Raw genomic sequence first — 22942 nt, forward strand, 5'->3', positions numbered from 1 at the left:
CGCAGGATCGCCTTCAGCAAATCCGATGGTTGACGAGCGGAGGAATCTGAAATGCGCACTGTGGTGAGCGCGGCGCTGGCCGCGGTGGTCGTCGGCGGGTCGATCGCCGGATGCGGCGATCCTCGCGGTAAACCGGATGCGCTGACCTGGTGTCCGGCAGTGCCCGGCTACACCGTCGAGTGTGGGCAGGTACAGCGCCCCTTGGTCGCGGATCAGCCCGATCTCGGCACGGTCGACATCGGGTATGCGCTGGTGCGGCACGGCAAGGATGTGCCGAGCGCGGGCACGGTCGTCCCGAACCCGGGCGGTCCCGGGGTGCCGATGATCGCGCACGCGGCCGAGGCGGTCGCCGTATCGGAGCACCTGCTCGCCGATCACGACCTGCTGCTGATCGATCCGCGCGGGACCGGGGTTTCGAGTCCGCTCGATTGCGGCATCGATGCGCGGCGGTTTCAGCTCGGCACCAGGGAGCAGCAGCTGACGGCCGTGGAACACTGTGGTGCGCAACTGGGTTCGCGTGCCGCGGGCTACACCTCGGCGGCCGCGGCCGACGATTTCGATGCCGTGCGGGAACGGCTGGGCATCCCGAAATTAGTGCTGTACGGCATCTCCTACGGCACCTACCTGATGCCGGTCTACGCCCAACGTCATCCCGACCACGTTCAGTCCATCGTGCTGACGGGTGCGTACTCGCCGGATATGAATCAGCTGGGGACCGCGAATGCCGAAGCGGTATCGCTTGCGCTGCAACGGATCTGCGAACGCAGTAGGGCTTGCGACGGCAATGCCGCGGTGGCCGATCTCGCGGCGGTGGCACAGCGGGTGCGTACCCGGCCGATCACGGTGGCCACCGACCACGGACCGGTCCTGCTCGACGAGGGCAAGCTCGGCAATCTGGTCTTCGAGGCCGGGACCAGCAATGTCGGCGCGCATCCGGAACAGCTTGTGCCGCTTGGCATGTTGCCCGCCGCGCTGCACGGCGCGGTGCGCGGCGACGACCGGGGTCTCGCGGAATTCGTCCGGGCGACAACGGATGAGCCCGCATACGAGAACATCGGTTCCTATGTGGCGGTGACCTGTAACGACTATCCGACGCTGTGGTCGCCGGACGCGAACCTGCCGCAGCGGGAACAGCAGTACCGGCAGGCGCTGGCGAACGCGCCCGCGGGGTCGGGTGCGTTCAGCGCCGAAGGCTTCGGCGCCGCGCTGCGTGACGGCGGCGATTCCTGCATTCGCTGGCCGGGCCTGAAGAACCATCAGCGCCCCGACCAGATGCGCGAACCACTGCCGAACGTGCCGGTACTGGTGTTGTCCGGCGATCTCGACGCCGTCACGCCCGACGCCAACGGCAAGCGCGCGGCGGCCCGATTCGCGAACGCGACCTTCGTTTCGGTGCCCAACACCGGACATGTCCCGGATCTCGAGCCGAGCGGCTGCGTCACCGGAATCGTCGCGGAATTCGTCCGGACCGGCGCCTCAGGCTCGACCGCCTGCCTGAGCGCGATCCCACCCATCGCGGTGACCCCGGTCGCCGACTGACCACGGAAACGGAACGATGCTGGGTCGTGTTCGGTCACCGATGAGTTCGACGAGCGGATGGCGTCTATATCCACAGATCCCTGTGAACGTGATCAATGAGAGGAACTCATGAGCACCAAGGCACTTCCACCTGTTGTCGACGCCGATACGTGGCAGCGTGAACTCGACGCGCTGCGGGTCCGGGAGAAGGCCGCGACCCGGGAACTCGATGCGATAGCCGCCCAGCGGCGCCGCCTGCCGATGGTCGAAATGCCCGACTACATCCTGGAGGGCGAGGAGGGGCCGGTCCGGCTGGCCGATGTCTTCGACGGTAAGCCGCAGCTGATCACCTACCACCACATGTGGTTTCCGGGTGAGAAGTGGCAGTGCGGCGGCTGTACCGGGTTCACCTCGCAGTTCACCCGGCTCGAATTCCTGGACAACTACGATGCCCGATTCGTGATCGTCACCCAGGGGCCGATCGATGAGGCGCTCGCGTACAAGCGGCGGGTCGGGAACAAGATGGCCTGGTACTCCACGGCGAACAGCCCGTTCGGCGCCGACGTCGGTGCGCCGCCCGGCGGCGGATTCGCCGTCAACGTATTCCTGCGCGACGGCGACACCGTTTACCGCACCTGGCACACCAACGGTCGCGGCACCGAACAACTCAGCCACTCCTTCGCGCTGATCGACCTGCTGCCGTACGGACGGCAGGAGGAATGGCAGGACTCGCCCGAAGGTTGGCCGCAGTCGCCCACCTATAGCCGGTGGAGTTCATCCGAAGATGTCGCGGCACACTACGGCGATAAGGACGCATAACCAGTTCTATTGCTTTGCAGGACAATTCGTGTTCGACGGGCGGGCTCCGGAGATCAGGTAGTCGTCGGTGGCCGAGGTGGTGCACGGGGTGCGGTCGTAGACACCGTGCCCCCAGCCCTCATACATCAGCAGCGTGGCGCCGGGGGTCTGCGCGGTGACCTGAGTGGCCCATTCGCGTGGCGTGGCCGGATCGTGACGCGAGCTCAGAATCAGCACCGGCGGGCCGTCCACGACGTGCGGGCGGTGCGGCGGATTCGGTGCGGCGGTCGGCCAGCCGGAGCACATACTGCCCGCGTTCCAGGCGAAGTGGGCGCGCAATGTCGGCGCGTTGGTGGTCTGTTCGGCCCACAGGCGCTGCCAGGCCGCCTGCTCGGGAATATCGAATTGCCAATCCGCACAGGCGATCACACCGGGCATCGGCGCCGGTTGCCCCGACGGCGTCGGCATGGCGGCGAACGCGATCGGCTGCGCGGGTGGCTGATCGGTGAGCGCGCGCAGGTCATCGGCGAGCGCCGACCAATCGGGGTGGTAGAGGCGTTTGATCGTCGCTGTGCTCAAATCCATTGGCGTCAAAGGCTTATCGGGTGAGTGCGGATCTCGGAGGGTGCCGCCGGACGCTCTGGCGTACAGGTCGTCGAAGGTGCGGTGCACATCGGTGCCGTACAGAACGCAGGCGGCGTCCCTGGCGCACCAGGCCGCGAATTCGTCGAATGTGTCCTGCCCGGCGCGTGCCTCGGTATCGAGGAAATCGCGCCCGCCGAGGCTGTGGTCGTCGACGCTGTCCAGCACCATGGCGCGGACCCGGCGCGGGAACAGTTCGAGATATGCCTGCGCCAACATGGTTCCGTAGGAGCGGCTGTAGATGGTGAGCCGGTCGTCGCCGAGCGCGCCGCGCAGCGCGTCGACATCGCGCGCGACGCTCGCCGCGTCGACGTGATCGATCAGCGGCCCGGTGAATGCTCGGCAGCTCTGCGCGAGAGCCGCCGCGTAGGAATGGATTTCGCCGATCTGTCCGCCGAGGTCCGGCATCAGGTTCGGCAGGTATCCGGCCAGTGCGGCATCGCACTGAACCGGATGGCTGCGCCGCACACCGCGCGGATCGAGGCTGATGATGTCGAATCGGTCCGCGAGCGTCGCGGAAAACTTGCCGCCCTGCAGGATTTCGTCGACGCCCGACCCACCGGGCCCACCCGGCAGTGAAACCAGCGTGCCGACCCGGTGTGCCGGATCCTTGGCCCGCTGCCGCACGATCGCGAAATCGGTCTTCGGGCCAGCGGGTTTCGTCCAATCAATGGGCACCTGCACTGTCGCGCAATCGAATTCGGACTTTTCGGGACACGGCGCCCAGGACAGTTGCGGCGCGGGCCGAGCCGTCGGCGCGCAGGCCGCCGTGCAGACGCACAGCGCGGCGAGCAAGCCTTGGAACATAGTGCGACGGAGGTGCATACGCCGATCCTCGGTGGGTCGGCAACCCGCCCGCATCACTCTGTCGTGCCATCCGGTTCTCAACCCCCGGTGCTACGCGGATCGCCACTAGTCTGGGTTGATGCCCCTAGTCGAGGTGACCTACGCGCCCCACGTCCCCGATGCCACGCTGCGCAGGCTGGCCGACGTACTGCCGCATATCGTTTCGACCGCGGTGGAGTGTCCGGAGGAGCCGTACGACGGCGATCTGCAGCCCGGCGATGTCGAGCTGCGTTTCCGCGCGCTCGGCCCGTACGACCGCAGCGAGCTGGACGCGGTTATCGAGGTGCGCTCGAAGTATTTCGAGAGCCGCGCCGTCAACCGGCAGGAACGCACCGACCTGCTGCACGACCGCATCGCCGAGGTCGTCGATCTCGATAATTTCGGTGTCTACCTGGTGCTGCCGGTTGCCGCCTGGACCCAAACCGATTGACGCGGAAAGTAATTCCGCGCTATCGCGACGACCAAAGGCAGGCGCACGGCAGCGGTGGCAGCCCGTCGTGCACCTGGTCGTCGATGGTCACCTCCGCTCCGAGCAGCGCGCCGACATCCCGCGCGAACAGGTAGGCCGCCCGCGGTTCCGCGCGGTAGTCGAACGTCAAACCGTCCTCGACGCTGAGGTGGACATGGCATTGATGCGGCTCCATGTCATCACCGGGTCCCTTCTGCTCCCCGCCGCGCCACCGAGTCGATGGCAACCGATACGGCGAGGACCGTGCCGGTGACCATGAACCGTATTGATGAATCAACGTTGAGCAGCAGCATGCCATTCGTAATCGATTGGATGACGAGGATGCCCAGCAGCGCGGCATAGGCGCGCCCGCGTCCGCCGAAAAGGCTGGTGCCGCCGATCACCGCGGCCGCGATGGCGTTGAGCAGGATATCGCTGCCGCCCGAACTCTGGTTCACCGCAACGAGTCTCGACGCCGCGAGCAGACCGCCGACCGTGGCCAGCACGGAACATCCGATGAATGCCGCGATCCGCACCCGGTCGACGTTCATCCCGGCCCGGCGCGCCGCCTCGGCATTGCCGCCGACGGCGTAGGCGCGCCGCCCGAATACGGTGCGCCGCAACACAAGATCGACGGCCACCACCAAACCGCCGAAGACGACCAGCGTCAAGGGCACACCGCGATCGGAATCGAGCACCAGGACGGTGGCCACCAGCAGCACCGCCAGCCCGCCCGAACGCACCGCGATCCAGCCTGCCGCAGGCACATTCAGTTCGGCGCGCAGCCGCTGCCGTCTGGTGACCAGTCCCGCCGTCAAATGCCCACCCGCGAGCAGGAGCACCAGCAGCCACGCCTGCCACGGTGCCAGCCAGGTATCGCTGATCTTCGCGATACCGTGGTCGAAGGGCAGGTTGACGGTGCCTTCCTTGCCGAGCAGGTACAGCATGAGCCCCTGCCACGCGATCAATCCGGCCAGCGTCACCACGAACGACGGCATGCTCAGCGCCGTTCGCATCAGGCCGTGCAATGATCCGATCGCGGCGCCGACGGCGAGCGCGGCCAACACCGCGAGCAGCGGATGCCAGCCGTGATGCACATATAGCTGCGTCATCACCACGGCCGTCAAACCGCTGACCGAGCCCGCGGACAGGTCGATTTCGCCGAGCAGCAGCACCAGCACGATGCCGAGCGCGATGGTGCCGGTGGCGGCCATCTGCAGGGCCAAGTTGGTCAGGTTCTCGGGGGAGAGGAAATGCGCGTTGAGCCGGTGGAAGACAATCGCGATGATCACCAGCCCCACCGCGACCGGCAGCGAGCCCACCTCGCCGCGGCGCAGCCGGTCCACGGCCGAATCGGTCAGTCCGCGCATCGGATTGCCTTGCCACACTGGTCTTTTCATAGCAACTTCGGTCATGACGAGGCTCCGGTGATGGCGGCGACGATCTGCTCCTGGGTGGCTTGCGCGGTCTCGAATTCGCCCGCGTTGCGGCCGAGCCGCAGCACGACGACCCGATCGCTGACCGAGCGGACGTCGACCAGATTGTGCGAGATCAGCAGCACCGCGAGACCGCGTTCGCGCAGCCGCCGGATCAGCGCGAGCACCTGTGCGGTCTGTTCGACACCGAGGGCGGCGGTCGGCTCGTCGAGGATCACCATCTTTGGATTGCCGAGCAGCGCACGGGCGATGGCCACCGACTGCCGCTGGCCGCCCGAGAGCGCCGAGACGGGGGTGCGCACATCCTTGATCTTCACCTCCAGTGAGGCCAGCAGATCGCGGGCGGCGCGCTCCATCGCGATCTCGTTCAACACACTGAAATGCCTTGTCTCCGTGCCGAGATGGAGATTCGCGACCACATCCAGGTTGTCGCACAGCGCCAGGTCCTGGAAAACCGTTGTGATGCCGAGCGCTTGGGCGTCCTGCGGCTTGGTGATGCGCACCTCGGCGCCCGCGAACACGAGCACGCCGTCATCGGCCGCGATGGCGCCCGAAATCGCCTTCACCAGAGTGGATTTACCCGCGCCGTTATCGCCGACCAAGGCGACCACCTCGCCGGCCCGCACATCGAGGTCCGCGCCCGCGAGCGCCTGCACCGCGCCATATCGCTTGGTGATGCCGCGCGCGGACAGAATCGTTGTGGCGGTACTCATTCGAGCCCCGCCGCGTGGCATGCGGCGGCGACGTCCGGCGTGCAGATGTCGGCGACGGTGTAGAGGCCGTCCTTCACGATGGTGTCCTTGACGTTGGCCTTGTTCACCGCGATCGCCTCCAACAGGAACGAGGGGATGTCCGCCGCGCCGTTATTCGTTTTCGCGGGCGCCGCGGGATGCTCGCCCTTGGCGAGCGCCACGGCGAGCTCCGCCGATTTCTCGGCCTGGGCGCGGTAGTTGAGGTAGATGGTCATGGTCTGCTCGCCGGTCAAAATCCTTTGTACGGCGGCCAATTCACCGTCCTGGCCGGTGAGCGGGGGCAGCGTGGCGAATCCGGCCCGCTTCAGCGCGGCGACCGCCCCGCCCGCCATGCCGTCGTTGGCCGAGTACACGCCGACGATCTGATCCTTGCCGAGCGCGGTGATCGCCTGTTCGGTCTCCTGCTGTGCTTTGTCGGGAGACCAGTCCGGCGTATCGAATTCGCGCCCGATCTTCACCTTGCCGTCCAGCGCCTGATGCGCGCCGGTTTTGTAATCGCCCGCACTCGGATCGGTCGGCGCGCCGTTCAGCACGATGATCTGGCCCTTGTCGGTGGTACCGCGTTTGGCGAGTTCGGCGAGCAGCGCCTCGCCCTGCACCCTGCCGACCTTCACATTGTCGAACGAAACGTAGTAGTCGTAGCCGGTTTTGGCGATCAACCGGTCGTAGGCGAGTACCGGGATCTTTTTCTGTTTGGCCTTGTTCACCTGCGGCGCAACCGAATCGGCGTCCACCGCGTCCAGCACGATGACGTTCGCGCCCTGGGTGAGCGCGGATTCGAACTGGCCCTGCTGTTTTGCCGCGTCCTGGTCGGCGTTGAAGTAGAGCACCCTGCACTTGTCGCAGAGCTGCTTGACCTTCGCCTCGAACAGCGGCCGGTCGAAGGCCTCGTAGCGGGTGGTCTTCGATTCCGGGAGCAGTAGCGCGATGGTCGGGTTGTCCCCGTTCGATTTGCCGTCGCCGGTACCGCAACCCGCGGCCAGGACGAGAGCGGCAATTGCCACGAGGCTGAGCGTAATTCGACGCATGAGATCACCGTGCCGAGAGAGATTTACCATGCTCGGTTGAGCGTTGGTAAGAAAGGTAGTTTACTAACTTCGAGGTGTCCAGGGGTTGAGGAGGCGAAAATCGATGAGCCAGGCCGGTAAGCCGCAACTGCTGCGCACGATGAACGAGCGGCTGCTGCTCGACCACCTGCGCGTCAACGGGCCCGCTTCCCGCGGCGAGCTGGCCAAGGCCTGTGGTCTGTCGAAACCGACCGTCTCCGCGGCGCTTTCGGGTCTGGAGGAGGCGGGGCTGGTGTGCTTGGTCGGTTCGCTCAGCGGGCGGCCGGGGCCGACGACGGCCATCTACGACGTGAATGTGCGCGCGGGTGTCGTCGCCGGAGTCGATATCGGCCGGAACTGGATTCGGCTCGCCATCGCGGATCTGCGCGGCGAATTCATCGGTCGCCGCGATGTCCGCAACACCGCGCGCTCGTCCGCCGATCTGGTGCGGCGGGTACGCACCCTTGCGCACCGGGTGGCCGATGAGTGTGAAATAGATTGGGCGACGGTCGATTACGCGGTGATCGGCAGTCCGGGCGTATTGAATCCGAGCACCGGCAGGCTGGATTACGCGCCGAACTTACCCGGCTGGGGTCGCGCCGGGCTGGTCGAGCAGTTGCGGGGTGCGCTGGAGGTGGAATCGGCCATCGAGAACGACATCAACCTCGCCGCGCTCGGCGAGCTGACTTTCGGTGCGGGAGTCGGCATCCGCAACTTCGTGCTCATCTCCATCGGCACCGGCGTCGGCATGGGCATCGTGATCAACGGTGAACTGTATGTCGGCAGCACCGGTGCGGCGGGCGAGGTCTCCTTCCTCCCCGCGGCCGATGTCGACGCGTCCCCGCTGGACGCCCGCGAGCGCGGTATGACCGAAACCGCCGCCGCCGCAAGCGGAGTCGCGCATACTGCGGTGCTGGCGGGGTTGCCCGCCGGTTCCGCGGAGGACGTCTTCGCCGCCGCGGCGGCGGGTGATCCGCGCGCCCGCGCCGTCGTCGAATCCGAGGGTCGCCGCATCGGTGCGTTGATCACCGCCGTCGCCGCCATCCTGGATCCCGAATTGGTCGTGCTCGGCGGCGGTATCGGCCACAATCTGGATTCGCTGCGCGAGGCCATCGCCGCGCGGATATCCGAACTCGGCCCGCTGCGGCCACGGGTGGTCGCGAGCGCACTCGGTTCCGACGGGGTGCTGTCGGGCGCGGTCTCCCGCGCATTGGATGTGGCCCGCGACCGTCTCTTCGAACGCCGGTCGTGATGCTCAGCGCAGCCCGAGCTCGCTGACCACGTCGTTCAGTGCTTCGAAATATCCGTGCCGATAGCCTGCGGCATTCGGGTGGAATCCCGCGTATTGGATATCCTGAGCCGAATATCCTTCACCGGACAGATATCCCCAGATCCACGGATCGGCCGAACAGATCCGGTGATTCTCGAAGCGCTGATCGACCGGAACGAACGTGGCGTGCCCCTGCGCGGCTTCCGCGACCAACTGATTGAGGAGTTCGGCGGCATCGTTCAACATCTGCCGTTTCTTCGGGCTCAGTAGCGCATCGCTGTCGCAATCCGAAGTCGGATCGAACAGTTTCGGATAGCCGAATACGATCTCGGTGGCCCGCGGCGACTTCTCCTTGATCTTGTCGTACAGTTTGCGCAGCTTCGCGTTACCCGAATTGGAGAGTTCTTTGCGCGCGTAATCTTTGGCCCGGTCCAGCCGATCCGCGCAGCCCTGATCATCGGAGGTGGTGCAGCTGATCAGGACGTCGGCGAAACCCGCGTCGTTTCCGCCGATCGTGATGGTGACGTACGACGTATCCGGCTGCAACGCCGCGAGCTGCGTCGGATCGACCGCCAGCGTGGCATCGGCGTTCGTGATGGTGGCGCCACCGCAGGCCGGGAAGTCGAAGGAGCCGAGCTGTCCCTGTTCGCGTAACTGATTCGCGATCAGCTGCGGATAAGCCTTGTCGGTGCGCCCACACGGCCCCGCCCAGGTAAAGATGCCGTCGCCACCGACCCCGGCCGAATAAGAATCGCCGAGTGCGACATAGTGCACCTGCGCATCCGGCTGCGCGTGCGCCGTCGCCCCGGTCCCCATCGCGGTGGTAAATGCGGCAGCCACCGCTACCGCGCCGCACATCAGACTTCGCGGCCTGATTTCACGACGCTGGGTCTCGCATTGCTCCGCCATTATTCCAGCCCTGCTTTCCATGAATTCACTTATCGGACTCCGAGCCGGAATTGCGCGTCATCGAAAGGGTCGGGTACTCGACAATTCTCGGCAGCAGTGTTTTCAGTGTGCCGACCCATCGCGCCCGATGTGTCGCCCGAATACTGGGGACTACTGGGGATCTCCGCGTCGGACGACACCGCGCGGCCGACCCGCGATCGAGCGCAAAACCGTTGGGGCGATGGGCCTTATCGAGCACCGTCCTGCCCGCTCGCGGTCCGCGAGTGGGCCGAAACACACCCTCGGCGCATTGCGCTTCAGCGCGCCACGGCCTTCGATGTAAGTAAGTAGTTACTTGCAGGAGGATGTGTGGTTCCGACGTCACGCGAGCGGATCATCACGGCCGCGCTGCGCCTGTTCGGCGAAAAGGGTTATGCGGGAACGACTATCGCGCAGATCGAACAGGCCGCGGGGCTCTCGGCCGGGTCGGGCGCACTGTATCGCCACTTCCGCTCCAAGGATGAGCTGCTGGTCGAAGCGGTGAGCGCGCGGTTGGTGGACCGCGGCGAGTGGGCGCGGTTCCTCGATCCGGACTTCTCGATCGTCGATCATCTCGGCGGGCAGTCCGCACTCGACAAGCTGACGGCGCTGTGCGAAATCGGGCTGCAGCGACTGGAGCACGATCGCGACGTCACCCGAATCCTGACACGCGACAACACAATCGGGCCCGGAGTGCTCGAGGTCTTCCGGCGTCAGGAATACGACGTCATCAACGGGGTGACGATGCGGGTGCTCGTCGAACTCGCGGGACCGGACCGGCGCGACGAGGACTGGGCCGCCGCCGCGGCGGTGATCGTCGGCGCGGTCGCCCACTTCTGGATCATCCGTGACATTTTCGGCGGCGAACATCCCACATCCATTGACGCGCAACGTTATTTGCGGTCCGTGGCCGAACTGGCCGCGGCCCGGCTCGATCGAGTGACAACTCAATGTGGAGAGGACACGAAATGAGCAACCACATCACCGTCATCGGCGGCGGCCTCGCCGGGCTCACCGCCGCGATCGCCAGTGCGGAGGCGGGTGCATCGGTGACCGTGCACGAGGCGCATCACGTGCTCGGCGGGCGCGGTCGCGCCATCGCGGGGACGTATGTCGCGCACGAAGGCGCGCATGTCTTCTACGCGGACGGTCCGCACTACACGTGGCTGAAGCGGCGCGGTTTCGTCGCCGGATTGGGCTGGCCGTCGCCCGCCGCCGCGACTCGGATGGGGTTCCGCGTCGGCGGTCGCCTCCGCAAAGCCCCGCCGGTCGGGATGTTGCGTGCGTCGGTGCGCCGCGGGCTCACCGCACCGGTCGACATCGATTTCCGGACCTGGGCCGGGGCCCGGTGGGGCGAGATCGCGGCCGAGCAAATGGCCAACGGGATCAGCGTGACAACGTATTCCGCCGACACCGGCTCTTTATCCGCGGCATTCGTGTGGGAACTGTTCCAGCGGGTGTTCGGGGCCCACGTGCCCGCCGTCAGATTCGTCCGCGGCGGCTGGCAGACCGTGGTGAACCGGATGGTGGCCCGCGCGACCGAACTCGGCGTCGTCATCGAAACCGGTTCTCGGGTAAGCGAATTGCCCACCGAGGGCCCGGTGATCGTCGCCACCGATCTCCCGGCGGCCCGCGCGCTGCTCCGCGACGATTCGCTCACCTGGACGTCCGGTTTCGCCGCGCTGCTCGATATCGCCGTCACATCCAGCCGCGGGGACCGCAACCTGGTCTTCGACCTGGACAGCGGCGGATTCCACGAGTGCTACACCATGCAGGACGATTCCATCGCCCCGCCCGGTGAGTCGCTGTTCCAACTCCAGATGCCGATCCGCGCCGGCGAATCCCGCCGCGACGCGCACGCCCGCCTGACCGCCTTCGCCGACACCGTCCTCCCCGGCTGGCAGCAGCGCGCCACCTTCCAGCGCACCGCCAGCGCCAAGGGCCGCACCGGCGCCCTGGACCTGCCGGGACAAACCTGGCGCGACCGCCCCGCCATCGACCGCGGCAACAACATCTACCTGGCCGGCGATATGGTCGCCGCCCCCGGCATGCGCGGCGAAATCGCGATCAACAGCGCCGTGCGCGCCGCCGAACTAGCCACCGCCGCCCTACATTCCCGAAGCGTTGGAGTCTCGGCGCGATAGGACCCAGCTGCTCGGAACCACGGACGAACCGACCGGGGATTCATGACGAAAGGCTTGACGCACAATAAAATTCAACCAGTTGAGCCGATGACGGGAATCGAACCCGCGCTGTCTGCTTGGGAAGCAGAAGTTCTACCATTGAACTACATCGGCCTGCACCAAGGTGCGTCCGCCACCTTATCAGACCAGGTCCTATGCGGTGCAAGTCTTGGGTGTCGTGGCTGGTACCAGGCCCCTTCTGCGGCCTGGTACTGCTTCTGCTCCATGTTCAGGGTCAGACGTAGCCGAGCTCGGCGAACGAGGCCACGTAGTCCTCGACGTCGGTAATGAAGTCCACCTTCGCGTCGTGCTCGTCCAACGCGAACGAATATCGGCCGTCTCTTGTGGCCGTTATGGGAGCCCTGGTCATCACACCGCCAGAGGTCAGCGCGCCGGGGTTTCGCGCTGACCTCGATATTCCGCCGACGCATGTGGGTACTCCTGCGGCACCACCCATCGGTGAAAGTCAGGAGACGGCAATGGGTATCAGGCGAAAGATGGTGGTCACGTTATGTGCTGGAACGGTTTTGGCGGTATGGGCGGCGCCCTTCGCAGCGGCCGATACGGACCCGGTCACGGTGGGGTTGACCGTCACCCCGGCCACGGCCGCGGTCGGTGATCGGGTCACGGTCGTGGCGACGGTCACCAACAACACGTCCGCGCCGACCTCGGCGGCGCTGGGCATCGAGAATCCGCAGTACCCCGCGCAGCGGATCATCTCGGTCGGCGGAAAAGGCTGCACCCCACGCAATCTCACGAAGCTCATCTATTGCGGCAATCCGGCGTTGGGCGCCGGAGCCACCGCCAGCATCACCGTGACCCTGACGCCCACCGCCACCGGCACCGACCACTTCACCGCGTACGGGCGCATCACCGGCACCAACGACGTCTACGCGCACGCAACACTCACAGTCTCATGATGGTTTGCTCGGCACACCGCGCCTGGAGTGTGCGGCGTCGAGCGAAAGCCGGTGCTGCGAACGGAGACTCGTAAAGTCGATGCTGTGATCGCTCGAGTGGCTGGTCGTCTCACCAACCGGGTGGGATATGAGGGCGACTCGACCAAGAATCAGCGGCCGGTGTTCGAGCGGTGTCGCCGCCCTCGGGCTGCTTGCGGTCCGGCTCCGTATCCGAGGCGGCGGAGCGGGCCTCGGATTGGGGAACGCTGTCGGTCGCTGGATTCTGCGGTGTGCTGTCCGGGGGTGGCGGCAATTCACAGGCATGGGGTGCGGGAACACCGGACAATCGCTCGCCCAGCCAATGTGTGGCTCCGAAGAAGCCGTTGAAGTAGCCGAGGATGTGTTCGCCGCCGACGATGTTCTTCGTGGCGGGGACTCCGAGAGCGCACTGTTCGGCGTAAAGTGCCTTGGCCTTCTCGACGGGCATCCAGGGGTCGTGCACGCCGTTGTAGATGTATATCGGGATGCCTGCCTTCTTGTCTTTCAGGCTCAATCGCCGGAACAGCATGTTCGCGAATTCGGTGTGCAGCGGGTCTTGGACATTTGCCAAGGCCTCGTACGGTACGAACACGCCGATATCGGCCATGGTGGAGCTGCATACCTCTTTGAGTGGCGAAATCGCCGCCCACTGCGCCAGATGATTCATACGATCGAGAATTTCGGGATGTTCCCGGGCCAGCGCGAGGGTGACGACGAGCATGAGTCCGGATGCGTACGTGCCGTCGAAGGTCTTGGCGAAGGATTCATAGTCGGTGGGCAGGCCGCCCATTGCGGCTCCGGCCAGGTAAGGGGTCAATTCCGGGGCGTATTCGCCGGACAGCATCGCGGCGCCGTAGCTGGCGATGGCACCGCCGGAATAGCCGGTCATGGCGAAACGGCTCTCGCCGAACTGATCCGGCATCAGATGGCGAACCGCGCGCACGGTGTCGAGCATTATGTGGCCGGCCACGGTCGGCTCGGCGTAGGACATCAAAGGCCCCTCATGATCCGGGATCACAACCGCGTAGTTCTGGCTCACAGCCCACATGGTCGGCGATGGGACGAAATCGTTGCCGGTGCCGGAGGTGAGGTCGTAGCCATGGGAGAGGATGTAGCCGGGAGTGCAGCGGTGATTGAGTGCGTTGATCGGCGGTGCGTTCAGCAGCACCGGGCGATTTCCCGGTCCCGTCCATTGAGTGAACGGCAACAGTAGCGTCGCGGTCCCGAAGGAAGGCTCACCGGAGGAATTCGTGCTGCGGAATTTCATCTGGATCGCCCGCTGAAAGGGTGCCAGCACTGTTCCCAGGGCCATCAGGACCGCCGGCCACGTGACGTCTCGTGATTCGATGAGATCGCCGGGTGCGTACTGCGCGAGATTCGTCGGCACGACGTCGAAAAAGGGATCACCGACCGGTGCGGACTGGATCTCGTTCCACAGCGAAGCCGAATTCGGCTGCCCCCCGGGTTGGGTAGCGGCGGAACCCGTCTGGGGCAGGACCGACGATGGCGCGGGAATATGGTCATCGATCCATCGCTGGAAAGGAGTCGGCCCCGGGTCGGCAGCAATGGGTGGAGCGGCCGGTGCGGAGGTAGGCGGCTCGGGGTTTCCGGACGCAGGGCTGTCCGCGACGGCAGGGACCTGTCCCAGCGTCAATGAATAACCCAGCACAATCGAGATCGTGATTTTTCGTAGCTGTTTCAACGGCCCGCCTGCTCTGTAGGAGTTGTACCCGAACAGATGATCGTGCAGCGCTGGTAATCCGGTAATCGAGCAAATACGCCGGTGCCGCACCGGTTCCGAAATATACCTTCGGAACCGGAGAATTCAGTGGAAGAGCGCGGCGGCGTATCAGACCTCAGCGTTCGTGTGTTTCCTCCAGCACGGTGCGGCCGAGTAGGGCGTAGCGAGACGGGTCGCGCAGTTTCAGATATTGCGCGTAGGCGAAGCCGGTGATCGCCACCGCGGCGACGAGCCAGGGGCTGGCCTTCAGGATCAGGGAGCCGGCCTCGTCGCCCGCGGCGGTGTCCATGTTGAAGATCAGCAGGCAGACCACGCCGAGCATGGCGATACCGCCGAAGAGCGGCGCCACCAGGGTGCGGAACCAGTGCCGGCTCTCTGGGTGGTTGCTGCGGAAGTACGCCAGTACCGCGAAGGAGCAGACCGCCTGCACCACCAGGATCGCCATGGTGCCGAGGATCGCCAGCAGCGTGTAGATGCCGGTGTAGGGATCCTTGCCCGCGAGGCCGAAGGCCAGCACAAGTGCTGCGGCGCAGACGGTTTGGACCACGCCCGCGATATGCGGCGAGCCGTGCCTGGGATGGGTGCGCCCGATGGTGCGCCGCAGTGACGGCAGCACGCCCTCGCGGCCGAGCGCGTACAGGTAGCGCGCCGCGCAATTGTGAAATGCCATGCCGCAGGCCAACGATCCGGTGATCATCAACCACTGCATGATCATCACGGCCCAGTGGCCGACATAGCGCTCGGTGGGGTTGAAGAAGAGGTTCATCGGGTTGGCGGAGGCGGCCAGCGACAGCGAATCACCCTGTCCGTTACCGGAAATCGCCATCCACGAGACGAAGACGTAGAACACCCCGACGCCGAGGACCGCGATCATGGTGGCGCGCGGGATGATTCGCTTCGGATCGCGGGATTCCTCGCCGTACATGGCCGTTGATTCGAAGCCGACCCAGGACCAGAACGCGAAGAACAGCCCGAGCCCGGCGGACGCGCCGTGGAAGGCGTTGACCGGATTGACCGGGGCCAGCGAGAACCCGTCGGGCCCACCGCCATGCAGCGCCACCGAGACGGCCATGATCGCCAGCACCGTCACCTCGGTACCGAGCAGGACGACCAGCAGCTTCTCCGCCACGTCGATGCCGAACCAGGTGCCGAGCGCGTTGATCGCCAACATGATTACCGCGAATACCCACCACGGCACGTGCACACCGAGCTGATCGGTCACCGTATTGGTGGCGAAGCTGGAGAAGATGCCCACCAGCGATGGTTCGAACACCATGTAGGCGAAGGCCGCGAGCAGTCCGGCCGCCAAACCGGCGCTGCGCCCGAGTCCGAAGGAGATGAAACCGTAGAACGCGCCTGTCGCGGTGATGTGCTTGGACATCGTGGTGAACCCGACCGCGAAGACGGCCAGCACCACCATCGCGATGAGAAATGCTGCGGGCGTGCCGATTCCGCTACCGGCATCGACCATGAACGGCACGTTGCCGGTCATCGCGGTGATCGGCGCCGCGGTGGCCACGGCCATGAACACCACGCCGAGCAGGCCGACCGCATTCGGCTTCAACCGCGAAACACCATGTGCCCCAGAGTCTCCGGACGCTTCCGTCGGCCGCGTCATCTGATCCATCCGCCACTCCTCATCCTCGGCCGTATCGACCTTGTGAGGGATTGTGCGTTCCGGAATGTTGCCGGGAGATGAAACCGCGTTACCACCGGCCGCGAATTATATGACGGTCGCCACAACGTTCCGATCCTTCGGGTTACCCCACCGGTCGGGCCGTACCATGACCCCGCGTGGCGCGGCGAGCACTCGAATCGCCGTCTCGTCGGCAAAGAGAATCTACGAACCAAGCCATGGAAAATAGCAAATTCTTGCCCGCTGGTAACTGTCGATAATGCGTCTAGAATCATGCTGCTCGATTTTTTCCGATAACTCGGCTAGGGGACGAGAAGCGTGATAACCGTTCGTAAATATCGCAAATACGGAATTGCCTCCGTGGTGGTTGCGGCGGCACTTTTGCCGACCGCTACAGCCCATGCCGACGCCACCTGGACTGTCAGCCCCGGTGGTTCCATCACCGCCAACTCCTCCGGACCGATCTGGCTTTCCGACGACACGAAGGGCCGCGAGGTCGACTGCGATGGGCTCACCGGTAGCGGTACCGCCAAATCCGGATCCGGCCAATCCGGCGATAAGATCGCCGCTTTCACCGGCTTTACTCTTATCAATTGTGTCGCCTATAACAACACCTCTTACAACATCACGTTATCGGCATCGCCGACCGCCCCCGCTTTCTGGAACGCACTGACCTACGACGGCACCGACCTGACGACACTTACGCTCACCAATATCACCGGACATCTGGAGGCCGGCGACGGGTGTACCGCCGACTTCGTCGGCCGTGGGGGCGGCGCCGCGACACTGCGTGGTCAGTTCTCCAATTCCAGTGGCGCTTTCACCTTCGGGCCGAGTGGCAGCGGTGACCTGACCGCCGCCAATGTCGGTCCGAACTGTCCGTCGAATTTATTGAGCAACGGCGACGCGCTCTCATTGAACGGCGTATTCATGATCGCCCCGGCGTCGAAGATCACTTCACCCTGACCCGGGCTGCGGCCCGCATGGCCCCGCAACCGCGCACAGTCTCGGTGTCGTCATGGCAGGGAGATATCGAAGGCCTGGGCGACGGCGAGGCTGTCTTCGTAGACGTGGTGGCGGGTGATCAAGCCGTTTTCGACGGTGAGGTGGAGGGCGAAGCGCGAGCGGTAGGGGTGGCCGGTGGTGCGGGCGGTTTGGCGGATCTCGCCGAGCACCACCGCATCCGGGCCGTCGACCAGGATGCGTTCGATTACCGTGCCGACTTCCTCGGGCACGTGGTGCTGCATGATCTCGCGATAGTGCTCGGCCGCGTCGTCGCGGGTGGACCGATGCCGAATCCACGGGGTCGCGGGCCGGTTGTGCTCTTTCTCCGGCCAATTCAGCTTCCAGTCGCTGATCGGGGCGTACATCGCCGCGATGGAGTCCGGATCGCCCGCGCCGATCCGTCGTAACAATTCCTCGACGACGCCGCGAGTTGTGGTTGTCCCGAGATCGCTCATACCGGCAGCTTGCCAGACCGTTGCGCCGTGTCGATTACCTCCGGGGTATTGCCGTTGCGGCGGAAGGCAAGTGGCTGCCGCGCCGGTCGATCATCGGGCGTGCGGCACGAAATCGACTGTCCGATCAGCTGATCTGGACGTTCGAGCCGAGGCTGAAGGTGTGGCCCTTGGCCGTGCAGCTGAGTCCGGCGCCCTTCGGCAGCCCGCCGATGCAGGTGACGCCGGCGTAGCTGAGTCGGGTGCGATTACGACGCCTCGGCCCCGATCGCCGCGGCGAAGTTCTGGTGGGCGCGGATCGTTACGGTCGTTTTGTCGACGATCGGCCGGATGCGGACATACCTGGTGGCTCGGCCGTATGCCGCGGCGGCCACGATGAGGCCGAGGGGAAACCAGCCGGGAGCGAGCGCGAGAATTACGGGTAGCGGTACTTGCCGCATCGTTCCGGCCTGGGCCATCAGCCACAGGATGATCAGGGCGACGATGCCCGCGAGGGCCAGGACGTAACCGACCTGGCGGAGCAGTTGGGATTGGCGGATGCAGCGTCGGCAGAGGGGCCACTCGCCGTAGAGTTCGGTGTCGGTATCGGGCAAACCGCGGAAATGCCCAAGCCCCCAAAGGAATTTCGAGCTCAGCGTGCTCTGTACGCGGCCGTGCGCTCCCTCGTGGAAGCGCACGACGCCGGTGCGTCGCTCGGTCGCGGGTCTGCCGTGCCGAGCGCATACGTCCGGCAGCGGACGGCTGATTTCCAGTGCCAGATAGCCCGGTGTCGCCGATCGTCCTGTGCGCGAACCGAATTCGAGTCCGCTCATGGGGCGGGTGCTGGTGCGGACCGGCACCGGCACGTCTACTTTCACACCAGCCATCCGCGTTCTCGGCGTTCTTGGTAGTAGCGGTCATCGTCGTCCGGATCGTCGGGGGTGACGATGCGCTCCCGGTTGGGTTTGCGGGTGCCCGCGATCACGTGTCCCGCTGCGGCGTCGGGGCCCGCGGGTGGCGTCGGCCGCGGCGGATCGGGTTCCGTCGGCTGTTCGCGGTAGCGCTCGAGATCGGCCCGCCCCTGTGCGGCAAGACGATCCCGTTCTTCGTCCGGCATCGCCGCGAGCCGTTGCAGCGCGGCGGGCATCACTCGGTCGAGAGTCCGGTTGAACGTTTCGGTGCGGGCGAACTCGCGCATCGAGAGCTTTCCGGCGAGCACCGCACGGATCTGCTCCTTCATCGCCGGATCCGCGGTGTTGGCGGCGAGCGTGCGCAGCGCGGCGGACAGGCGTCGCGATACGGCGATATCGCCGTGTGCGACATCGAAAACCGGTTCGGGAGCACTCATTCCGTTACTCCGGGGTGGTGGTAGCCGACGCCGGGCAACTGCGGTATATCCTTCGATCGCACCGTGGCCACGCCGTCCAGGATCGCCGCGACGGCGGTTTCACCGGCGGTGGCGAAGGTCGCGTATTTGGTGAGGACCTGATTCCAGAGGCCGACCATCTTGACCATGTCGTAGGCGACCGCCGCCTCCAAACCGACCGACGCGATCGCTCCGACGCCGGTACTCGCGGCGGCGGCAGCGGCGGCCTCTTCGGCGACCGCGATGATCGCGGTGTCGATGATCGACTGGATCAGAAACGAAATGCCTTGCGCCGCATAGTATGAGGACAGCGCGAAGGTATCGATGTCCTGCGCGATGTTCTTCAGCGGCCCCACCTGATTGCTGATCGCGTCGCGGAGTCCGCCGAAATAATCTCGGGCCGAATCGGCGGCATTTCCGCGCCACGACGAATCGACATCCTTGACCGCGGCGTAAATCGAGCTTTCATAGCTGCCGCTGTATTTGGAGAGGTTCCTGATCGCCGCACCAGCTTTTTGCATCCGCGCCCAGTCGCCGGCGAATTCTGTTGTCGCCCAGCCGAGCGGGTCCTTGCCGATGACCTGAACGATGAACTGATCGACCCAATAGGTTGGCGAATACACATTGTTGTTGAGGAACAGTTCGACCAGATCCGGTACCGGGTCCTGGCTCTGCGGTTCGGCCAGCTGATCTATCGGTCTATCGCTCATCGCTTACCTCCGGGGTAGCTGCGGTCCAGCGCGACGGCGGTGTCGTGGTCCGTGGTGCGGTACATCTGCGCGGCCTTCGCGACCTCGTCGCCGGACTGGGTGGTGACCCGTCCGAGCGTCTGGTAATTCGACTCCAGTTGTTCCCGTAACTGCTGGATGGTGTCGGCGACTCGGCCGAAGATCAGGCCCGCCTGACCGCGCGACAGTTCGACATGCTTTTTCAGATACGTCTCCGCCTGGGCGTTGTCGGTACCGAGCTGCTTCAGCTTTGTCGACAAATCGTCGAGCGCGGCCGGGTCTACCGTGAGATCTTCTGCCATCGGAGTCCTATCGTCGACAATCTTCCAATAACTATGACGCATCGGGTCTACCTCGGGTTCCCCTCGCCCGCGAAAACGCATTCGTGGTCGACCTGCGTCGATCTATTCTGTTGGGCCGCAACTGTTCTGGAATTACGCGCGTTCTGAATAGCTGCACCCGAGACGACATCCGGATGACGGGCGCAGGCCCATTACCTCGTGCGGCTCGGTACCGGTTATGTGGCGGCGCTGCCGCGCTTGATGCGACCGGGCGGGGGTAAGGGGCGACGGGCGGGGTCGCCGATGGCGCGCAGGGCCGATGTCGCGGCCCGCAGGGTCGTGGGGGAGACCTCGGCGAAGATCGCTTCGTGGGCGGCGGTGCTGGCGCGGACGGCGCGTTCGGCGAGGGTGCGGCCCGCGGCGGTGAGGACGACGAGGGTGCTGCGGCCGTCGGTCGGGTGGTTTTCCCGCCGGACGAGGCCCGCCGATTCGAGGCGGTTCACCACATTGGAGGTGCCGCCGGTGGACAGGAACAGCGCACTGGCGAGCTCGTTGGCCTTGAGCTGGTAGGGCGCGCCGCTGCGGCGGAGCGCCACGATGACGTCGTATTCGGCCTCGGTGAGCCCGAATTCGGCGAGGGCGGATCGGGTGGCGGCATTCAGCGCGCCCGCGAGCAGCAGGATGCGTTTGGTCAGCTCGCTGCTCGGGCCGAGGATGTCCGGCAGTTCGGCCCGCCACGCGGCGATGAGGTGGTCGACGCGGTCGGCTTCCCTGGTCACCCTTGACATCTTAGTTGCTATCGAAATAGCTTTAAGAAAAGCTTTCTGAATAGTGGATTGGATGCCAATGCACCGCCTGCTCATCCGCAATGCCCGCCACATCATCGACACCGACCCCGAACCGCGAGTGATATCCGCGACCGATGTGCTCATCGAGAACGGCGTGATCACCGCCGTCGGCCGCGACCTGTCGGCCGAGGCCGAAATCGTCGACGCGACCGGCCGCATCCTGCTCCCAGGTTTCGTGGACACCCACCGCCACACCTGGCAGACGGCGCTGCGCGCCAGCACCACCGATGTCGACCTGCATGGCTACCTGGACCGGGTGCACACCCTCGGGCGGCGATATACCCCGGAGGACATCCATGCGGGCACCCTGGCCGGCGCGCTGGACGCGCTGGATTCCGGGATCACCACCCTGCAGGACTACGCGCACGCTCTCTACACGCCCGACCATGCCGACGCGGCGGTCGACGCGCTGCGGCGGTCCGGCCTGCGCGCCGTATTCGGTTACGGCACACCGTTCCACGCCGAGTCGCGCAATCCGGACGATATCCGTCGGGTCCGCGCCGAATACTTCACGACGGACGACCAACTGGTCACCATGGCGTACGCGCCACTCGGCCCGTCCTATTCGGATATCGAGACGGTCCGTCAGGATTGGCTGCTCGCAAAGGAATTGGCACTGCTGATCACCATCCATGTCGGCGCGGGCCCCGTCGCGCACCGCCCTATCACCGCCCTTCGCGACGCGGGCCTGCTCACCCGCGGCACCCTCTACGTGCACGGCAATTCCCTGCCCGACGATGAACTGGAGCTCATCGCCGAATCCGGTGGCGCTGTATCGATCGCACCGGCCGTCGAGGCCCAGATGGGCCACGGCGCACCGATGCTCGGCCGCCTGCGTCCGGCGGGCGTCACCACCGGCCTCGGCGTCGATGTGGTGACGGCCGTCGCGGGCGATATGTTCTCGCTCATGCGTGCCGCGCTGCTGAGCGGCCACCTCGGTGCCGGGCCGCGCCCGACCGTCGCCGACATGCTCTACACCGCAACCCTCGGTGGCGCGAAGGCCCTTGGCCTGCAAGATCGTATCGGCTCGCTGACCGTCGGCAAACAGGCAGATCTGCTACTGATCGACGCGGATGCGGTGAATTTGGCTCCGGTGCACAACGATCCGATCGCCGCCGTGGTAACCGCCGCCCATCCCGGCAATATCGAGACCGTCCTGGTGGCGGGACAGTTCGTGAAAAGGCATGGTCGTCTGGTGAATTCCGCTCCAGTGGCTGAGCTCGCGGCCACCCTCGAGCGGTTGTCGGTGGCCGCTCGTTGAGCCTTTCGGAAAGACCCGGCGGTGATCCGAGGTCCCACTGGGCGTGCAGCGCGACTCGCCCGGCAGGTGCACGTGAAACCCCATGATCGGGCGGACGCTACGCTCGTCGGCGTGCTGCTTTCCGATCGTGACATCCGTGCGGAGATCGCCGCTGGGCGTCTCGGGGTCGAGCCGTTGCTGGAGAACCTCGTTCAGCCGTCGAGTATCGACGTGCGCCTGGACGGCCTGTTCCGGGTCTTCGACAACTCCCGCTACACCCATATCGATCCGGCTCAGCGCCAAGACGAGTTGACCAGCCTGGTCGAGCCGGCGCCCGGGGAGCCGTTCGTGCTGCATCCCGGCGAATTCGTGCTCGGCTCCACGTTGGAGGTGTGCACCCTGCCGGACGATCTGGCAGGGCGGCTCGAGGGCAAGTCGAGTCTGGGGCGGCTCGGCCTGCTCACCCACTCGACCGCCGGTTTCATCGACCCCGGCTTCAGCGGCCACATCACGCTGGAGCTGTCCAATGTCGCGAACCTGCCGATCACGCTCTGGCCGGGTATGAAGATCGGCCAGCTGTGCCTGCTCCGGCTGACCAGCCCGGCCGAGAATCCATACGGCAGCGCCGCGGTGGGTTCGAAGTATCAGGGCCAGCGCGGTCCGACACCGTCGCGGTCCTATCTGAACTTCCCGATCTCGCCGGCGGCGGTAGCCGCGGCCACCACCCGCTGACCCGAACGCCGGGCCCGCCGACCGGCACCGGAACCCCGCGCACACGCTTCCTCCCGTGCGGTCCGGATCCCGTTGTGCGGTAACGCATTCGCCGCTGCGCCGGATCGGATGCCACCACACATCCCGACCC

At 65.7% G+C, this 22942-nt stretch carries 25 protein-coding genes and 1 tRNA gene; 10 read left to right on the forward strand and 16 right to left on the reverse strand.

The genetic code is table 11. The features are described 5' to 3' along the window. The first annotated feature begins 51 nt into the window (after nucleotides 1-51). Both LGY53_RS07995 and LGY53_RS08000 read left to right on the forward strand, forming a co-directional pair. Nucleotides 52-1539, forward strand: coding sequence for an alpha/beta fold hydrolase (locus tag LGY53_RS07995; RefSeq protein ID WP_225725980.1), 1488 nt, complete (start codon nucleotides 52-54; stop codon nucleotides 1537-1539). Between the two features lie 108 nt (nucleotides 1540-1647). Further along, nucleotides 1648-2337, forward strand: a complete 690-nt coding sequence (locus LGY53_RS08000; protein ID WP_225725981.1) for a DUF899 family protein — start codon at nucleotides 1648-1650, stop codon at nucleotides 2335-2337. 6 nt (nucleotides 2338-2343) lie between these two features. On the opposite strand, the gene LGY53_RS08005 is transcribed toward LGY53_RS08000, so the two are convergent. Next, complete coding sequence (locus tag LGY53_RS08005; protein WP_225725982.1) at nucleotides 2344-3783, reverse strand: alpha/beta hydrolase; 1440 nt, start codon at nucleotides 3781-3783, stop codon at nucleotides 2344-2346. Between the two features lie 100 nt (nucleotides 3784-3883). Here LGY53_RS08005 and LGY53_RS08010 point away from each other — a divergent pair, with 100 nt between their 5' ends. Next, nucleotides 3884-4234 carry a hypothetical protein gene (locus LGY53_RS08010; protein ID WP_225725983.1) on the forward strand — a complete coding sequence of 117 codons (351 nt, stop codon included), beginning with the start codon at nucleotides 3884-3886 and terminating at the stop codon, nucleotides 4232-4234. A gap of 19 nt (nucleotides 4235-4253) precedes the next feature. Here the strand turns inward: LGY53_RS08010 and LGY53_RS08015 are convergent, their stop codons facing one another. From LGY53_RS08015 to LGY53_RS08030, 4 genes are read right to left on the reverse strand one after another with little or no spacing between them, the layout of a single operon-like run. Beyond that, nucleotides 4254-4448: a hypothetical protein gene (locus tag LGY53_RS08015; protein ID WP_225725984.1), complete on the reverse strand. Its 195-nt coding sequence runs from the start codon at nucleotides 4446-4448 to the stop codon at nucleotides 4254-4256. A 4-nt stretch (nucleotides 4449-4452) separates the two neighbouring features. Further along, nucleotides 4453-5622, reverse strand: a complete 1170-nt coding sequence (locus LGY53_RS08020) for a sugar ABC transporter permease (RefSeq protein ID WP_225725985.1) — start codon at nucleotides 5620-5622, stop codon at nucleotides 4453-4455. A gap of 41 nt (nucleotides 5623-5663) precedes the next feature. Next, the gene (locus LGY53_RS08025; RefSeq protein ID WP_225725986.1) at nucleotides 5664-6401 is read right to left on the reverse strand and encodes an ATP-binding cassette domain-containing protein; all 738 of its coding nucleotides are present in this window, start codon (nucleotides 6399-6401) and stop codon (nucleotides 5664-5666) included. Continuing rightward, a complete protein-coding gene (locus LGY53_RS08030; RefSeq protein WP_225725987.1) occupies nucleotides 6398-7444 on the reverse strand; it encodes a sugar ABC transporter substrate-binding protein in 1047 nt (348 codons plus the stop codon). Before LGY53_RS08030 ends, LGY53_RS08025 begins: the two co-directional genes overlap by 4 nt. Before the next feature lie 127 nt (nucleotides 7445-7571). Here LGY53_RS08030 and LGY53_RS08035 point away from each other — a divergent pair, with 127 nt between their 5' ends. Continuing rightward, nucleotides 7572-8738 (forward strand): ROK family transcriptional regulator, encoded by a 1167-nt coding sequence (locus tag LGY53_RS08035; RefSeq protein ID WP_225725988.1) that lies wholly within the window; start codon nucleotides 7572-7574, stop codon nucleotides 8736-8738. Nucleotides 8739-8741: 3 nt separating this feature from the next. On the opposite strand, the gene LGY53_RS08040 is transcribed toward LGY53_RS08035, so the two are convergent. Continuing rightward, nucleotides 8742-9596, reverse strand: coding sequence for an SGNH/GDSL hydrolase family protein (locus tag LGY53_RS08040; RefSeq protein ID WP_225725989.1), 855 nt, complete (start codon nucleotides 9594-9596; stop codon nucleotides 8742-8744). A gap of 417 nt (nucleotides 9597-10013) precedes the next feature. Here LGY53_RS08040 and LGY53_RS08045 point away from each other — a divergent pair, with 417 nt between their 5' ends. Together LGY53_RS08045 and LGY53_RS08050 are read left to right on the forward strand one after the other, a co-directional pair. Next, nucleotides 10014-10655 carry a TetR/AcrR family transcriptional regulator gene (locus LGY53_RS08045; protein WP_225725990.1) on the forward strand — a complete coding sequence of 214 codons (642 nt, stop codon included), beginning with the start codon at nucleotides 10014-10016 and terminating at the stop codon, nucleotides 10653-10655. Further along, nucleotides 10652-11827, forward strand: coding sequence for an FAD-dependent oxidoreductase (locus tag LGY53_RS08050; RefSeq protein ID WP_225725991.1), 1176 nt, complete (start codon nucleotides 10652-10654; stop codon nucleotides 11825-11827). Before LGY53_RS08045 ends, LGY53_RS08050 begins: the two co-directional genes overlap by 4 nt. 82 nt (nucleotides 11828-11909) lie before the next feature. Here LGY53_RS08050 and LGY53_RS08055 read toward each other — a convergent pair. After that, a tRNA-Gly gene (locus tag LGY53_RS08055) sits at nucleotides 11910-11980 on the reverse strand. Nucleotides 11981-12101: 121 nt separating this feature from the next. Further along, nucleotides 12102-12236, reverse strand: a complete 135-nt coding sequence (locus LGY53_RS43500) for a hypothetical protein (RefSeq protein ID WP_255663677.1) — start codon at nucleotides 12234-12236, stop codon at nucleotides 12102-12104. A gap of 109 nt (nucleotides 12237-12345) precedes the next feature. On the opposite strand from LGY53_RS43500, the gene LGY53_RS08060 reads away from it, so the two are divergent. After that, the gene (locus LGY53_RS08060; protein ID WP_225725992.1) at nucleotides 12346-12786 is read left to right on the forward strand and encodes a hypothetical protein; all 441 of its coding nucleotides are present in this window, start codon (nucleotides 12346-12348) and stop codon (nucleotides 12784-12786) included. A 109-nt stretch (nucleotides 12787-12895) separates the two neighbouring features. Here LGY53_RS08060 and LGY53_RS44095 read toward each other — a convergent pair whose 3' ends face one another. Both LGY53_RS44095 and LGY53_RS08070 read right to left on the reverse strand, forming a co-directional pair. Beyond that, nucleotides 12896-14596, reverse strand: coding sequence for a lipase family protein (locus tag LGY53_RS44095; protein WP_225725993.1), 1701 nt, complete (start codon nucleotides 14594-14596; stop codon nucleotides 12896-12898). A 64-nt stretch (nucleotides 14597-14660) separates the two neighbouring features. Next, complete coding sequence (locus tag LGY53_RS08070; protein ID WP_225726277.1) at nucleotides 14661-16163, reverse strand: APC family permease; 1503 nt, start codon at nucleotides 16161-16163, stop codon at nucleotides 14661-14663. A gap of 336 nt (nucleotides 16164-16499) precedes the next feature. Between LGY53_RS08070 and LGY53_RS08075 the strand changes: the two genes are divergently transcribed. Continuing rightward, nucleotides 16500-17147 carry a hypothetical protein gene (locus tag LGY53_RS08075; protein ID WP_225725994.1) on the forward strand — a complete coding sequence of 216 codons (648 nt, stop codon included), beginning with the start codon at nucleotides 16500-16502 and terminating at the stop codon, nucleotides 17145-17147. 50 nt (nucleotides 17148-17197) lie between these two features. On the opposite strand, the gene LGY53_RS08080 is transcribed toward LGY53_RS08075, so the two are convergent. From LGY53_RS08080 to LGY53_RS08105, 6 genes are all read right to left on the reverse strand, one after another. Next, nucleotides 17198-17641 carry a nuclear transport factor 2 family protein gene (locus LGY53_RS08080; protein ID WP_225725995.1) on the reverse strand — a complete coding sequence of 148 codons (444 nt, stop codon included), beginning with the start codon at nucleotides 17639-17641 and terminating at the stop codon, nucleotides 17198-17200. A gap of 245 nt (nucleotides 17642-17886) precedes the next feature. Beyond that, nucleotides 17887-18495, reverse strand: a complete 609-nt coding sequence (locus LGY53_RS08085; RefSeq protein ID WP_225725996.1) for a hypothetical protein — start codon at nucleotides 18493-18495, stop codon at nucleotides 17887-17889. Then, entirely contained in the window at nucleotides 18492-18965 is a 474-nt protein-coding gene (locus LGY53_RS08090) for a hypothetical protein (RefSeq protein WP_225725997.1), read from the reverse strand. Before LGY53_RS08090 ends, LGY53_RS08085 begins: the two co-directional genes overlap by 4 nt. Continuing rightward, a complete protein-coding gene (locus LGY53_RS08095) occupies nucleotides 18962-19693 on the reverse strand; it encodes a hypothetical protein (RefSeq protein WP_225725998.1) in 732 nt (243 codons plus the stop codon). The genes LGY53_RS08090 and LGY53_RS08095 overlap by 4 nt, the downstream gene beginning before the upstream one ends. Next, entirely contained in the window at nucleotides 19690-20013 is a 324-nt protein-coding gene (locus LGY53_RS08100) for a type VII secretion target (RefSeq protein ID WP_225725999.1), read from the reverse strand. The genes LGY53_RS08095 and LGY53_RS08100 overlap by 4 nt, the downstream gene beginning before the upstream one ends. A 215-nt stretch (nucleotides 20014-20228) precedes the next feature. Continuing rightward, complete coding sequence (locus tag LGY53_RS08105; RefSeq protein ID WP_225726000.1) at nucleotides 20229-20771, reverse strand: MarR family winged helix-turn-helix transcriptional regulator; 543 nt, start codon at nucleotides 20769-20771, stop codon at nucleotides 20229-20231. A gap of 61 nt (nucleotides 20772-20832) precedes the next feature. Here LGY53_RS08105 and LGY53_RS08110 point away from each other — a divergent pair, with 61 nt between their 5' ends. Both LGY53_RS08110 and dcd read left to right on the forward strand, forming a co-directional pair. Continuing rightward, nucleotides 20833-22101: an amidohydrolase family protein gene (locus tag LGY53_RS08110; protein ID WP_225726001.1), complete on the forward strand. Its 1269-nt coding sequence runs from the start codon at nucleotides 20833-20835 to the stop codon at nucleotides 22099-22101. Nucleotides 22102-22212: 111 nt separating this feature from the next. Then, the gene (gene dcd / locus LGY53_RS08115) at nucleotides 22213-22812 is read left to right on the forward strand and encodes a dCTP deaminase (protein ID WP_225726002.1); all 600 of its coding nucleotides are present in this window, start codon (nucleotides 22213-22215) and stop codon (nucleotides 22810-22812) included. Nucleotides 22813-22942 lie beyond the last annotated feature (130 nt).

The sequence above is a fragment of the Nocardia sp. JCM 34519.1 genome, assembly GCF_020361265.1.
Lineage (GTDB): Bacteria > Actinomycetota > Actinomycetes > Mycobacteriales > Mycobacteriaceae > Nocardia > Nocardia arthritidis_A.

Coding starts and splice junctions, on each gene's coding strand:
- LGY53_RS08070 (WP_225726277.1), bottom strand. CDS start 16,163: ATGACGCGGCCGACGGAAGCGTCCGGAGACTCTGGGGCACATGGTGTT.
- LGY53_RS08025 (WP_225725986.1), bottom strand. CDS start 6,401: ATGAGTACCGCCACAACGATTCTGTCCGCGCGCGGCATCACCAAGCGA.
- LGY53_RS08050 (WP_225725991.1), top strand. CDS start 10,652: ATGAGCAACCACATCACCGTCATCGGCGGCGGCCTCGCCGGGCTCACC.
- LGY53_RS08035 (WP_225725988.1), top strand. CDS start 7,572: ATGAGCCAGGCCGGTAAGCCGCAACTGCTGCGCACGATGAACGAGCGG.
- LGY53_RS08110 (WP_225726001.1), top strand. CDS start 20,833: ATGCCAATGCACCGCCTGCTCATCCGCAATGCCCGCCACATCATCGAC.
- LGY53_RS08060 (WP_225725992.1), top strand. CDS start 12,346: ATGGGTATCAGGCGAAAGATGGTGGTCACGTTATGTGCTGGAACGGTT.
- LGY53_RS08020 (WP_225725985.1), bottom strand. CDS start 5,622: ATGCGCGGACTGACCGATTCGGCCGTGGACCGGCTGCGCCGCGGCGAG.
- LGY53_RS08015 (WP_225725984.1), bottom strand. CDS start 4,448: ATGGAGCCGCATCAATGCCATGTCCACCTCAGCGTCGAGGACGGTTTG.
- LGY53_RS08005 (WP_225725982.1), bottom strand. CDS start 3,783: ATGCACCTCCGTCGCACTATGTTCCAAGGCTTGCTCGCCGCGCTGTGC.
- LGY53_RS07995 (WP_225725980.1), top strand. CDS start 52: ATGCGCACTGTGGTGAGCGCGGCGCTGGCCGCGGTGGTCGTCGGCGGG.
- LGY53_RS08100 (WP_225725999.1), bottom strand. CDS start 20,013: ATGGCAGAAGATCTCACGGTAGACCCGGCCGCGCTCGACGATTTGTCG.
- LGY53_RS08090 (WP_225725997.1), bottom strand. CDS start 18,965: ATGAGTGCTCCCGAACCGGTTTTCGATGTCGCACACGGCGATATCGCC.
- LGY53_RS08095 (WP_225725998.1), bottom strand. CDS start 19,693: ATGAGCGATAGACCGATAGATCAGCTGGCCGAACCGCAGAGCCAGGAC.
- LGY53_RS08000 (WP_225725981.1), top strand. CDS start 1,648: ATGAGCACCAAGGCACTTCCACCTGTTGTCGACGCCGATACGTGGCAG.
- LGY53_RS43500 (WP_255663677.1), bottom strand. CDS start 12,236: ATGACCAGGGCTCCCATAACGGCCACAAGAGACGGCCGATATTCGTTC.
- LGY53_RS08010 (WP_225725983.1), top strand. CDS start 3,884: ATGCCCCTAGTCGAGGTGACCTACGCGCCCCACGTCCCCGATGCCACG.
- LGY53_RS08080 (WP_225725995.1), bottom strand. CDS start 17,641: ATGAGCGATCTCGGGACAACCACAACTCGCGGCGTCGTCGAGGAATTG.